This is a genomic window from Bradyrhizobium sp. (assembly GCF_049586575.1).
Lineage (GTDB): Bacteria > Pseudomonadota > Alphaproteobacteria > Rhizobiales > Xanthobacteraceae > Bradyrhizobium.
In genome coordinates this window covers 1-1,644 of record NZ_JBAVCF010000267.1, presented here as the reverse complement: position 1 = coordinate 1,644, position 1,644 = coordinate 1, and the positions used below count along the sequence as shown (strand labels likewise).

3 protein-coding genes are annotated in these 1,644 nt (G+C 62.2%); all 3 read right to left on the bottom strand.

The genetic code is table 11. The annotated features are described in order from the left end of the window. The coding region (locus WB528_RS10225; protein WP_423888301.1) for a hypothetical protein at positions 1-434 on the bottom strand (434 nt) is incomplete at its 3' end. Continuing rightward, the gene (locus WB528_RS10220) at positions 371-607 is read right to left on the bottom strand and encodes a tripartite tricarboxylate transporter substrate-binding protein (protein WP_423888300.1); all 237 of its coding nucleotides are present in this window, start codon (positions 605-607) and stop codon (positions 371-373) included. The genes WB528_RS10220 and WB528_RS10225, both read right to left, overlap by 64 nt. A gap of 51 nt (positions 608-658) precedes the next feature. Continuing rightward, on the bottom strand, positions 659-1,644 hold a 986-nt coding region (locus tag WB528_RS10215), incomplete at its 5' end, for an alpha/beta fold hydrolase (protein ID WP_423888299.1).

Here is a 1,644-nt window from a genome sequence, read left to right as displayed (position 1 = left end):
GGATCGGCCGCCGCAGCGGCGCCCTCACCGGCCTGCGCCGCTTCGTCCTCGCGAGCGGTCTGTTTCGTCATGGTTTTTCCCAGTGTTTCCCATCGCTTTGTGCCCCCGCATATCAGGGCTTGAGGGGCAAAAATCAAGGCAGAAGAAGCCCGAGGTCTCAGCCGGCTGGCACGGCAGTCCGATAGCCGAAGGCCGCCTCTCGCGCCCGGACGATCGCCCGCGCCCGGCTGCTGACACCGAGCTTGCCATAAAGGCAAACCAGCTGTTCGAATAGAAACCTGGCTAGAGTTCCGCGACTGCCGGCACTTCTGGAAGTTCAGGAATACGTACCCGCTGGCGACCGCCAAGGCTTTCAATTTTCCGCTGTGTATCAACGACAGGCTGTTCGCGGGATTGTTGAACGCGATATCGACACGTCCTGCCAAAAGATCCACCACCGCCGTCCCATGCCCTTATAGGGCACGCGGGTGAAGCGGACGCCCGCGTCTGTCTGGAGCATTTCGCCGGTCAGATGCGGCGAGCTGCCGATGCCTGGCGATGCGAAATTGAGCTTGCCGGGATTCCCCTTTGCATGCGTGATCAACCCTTTAAGGTTCGCAGCCGGCACGCGCTCCGCCAGTTTTTCAGCAATGATTTTCTGTTCCCGACTTCGCGGGCGTCAGCGCGAGGAGCGGCCGAATCCCGCGTCCCGCGCCTGCACGATGGCCTGGGCGCGGCTGTTCACCCCGAGCTTGCTCAAAATAGTCGAGACTTGGTTTCGCACCGTCTTTTCGCGGGTGCCAAAACGGCTGGCAATCGCCTTATTGCTGAGACCTTCCGCGATGGCGTCGAGAATCTGTCGTTCGCGCGCGGTCAGTTCGCCAAGCGCGAAATCCGCGGGCGCGGGCTTTTGGGGCAAAAACTCATCGAGCGCCGCCGCGAATTGCAACCACGCCGGCTCGCTGTCGAGCAAGACGTGATTTCGCGTCTCGAGCGGAACGAAGCGCGCACCGGGAATGAGGCTCGCGAACAGGCGCCCCTGCTCGAACGGGATCAGAGCGTCAAGCCGGGCGTGGCAAACCAGGGTCGGACAGTGTATGCGGCGTACGACATCGTAGACGTCAGCCTGCCAATAGCCGCGCAGCAGCTTGAGCGCGGTCGCCGGCGACGTCGTCAGCCGCAGTAGGTCCTTATAGGCGTGCATCTGATCGGCCGAAGCGTCCGGCATGTGCAGGGCGGCGATAAAATCGCCGTAAGCCGGGGCATCGCTCGCCCATCCGATCTCGAACACTTTGAGACGGGTTTCGGCTTCCACGATATCGCCCGGCGTCGCTGCACGCGCGAGCCGGCCACGCACCGGACTGCCGATGAGCGCCAGCCGCTCGACCTTTTCCGGTTTTCTCGCCACATAGGCAACGCCCGTTGCACCGCCGCTGCCATAGCCAAAAAACACAAACCGTTCCCAGCCCACCGCGGCAACCACAGCCTCCAGATCTTCAATATGACGCTCGAAGGAAAAATCCAGGTTGTCGCGATCGGAGAGGCCGCAACCGCGGCAATCGTACCGCACCAGCGCATGATGACGACTCAGAAGGTCGAGCCAGGGACTCCAAATCGGGCTTTCCGAGGCGAATTTGAGATGATGGACCCAGTGGGGCGCCCACA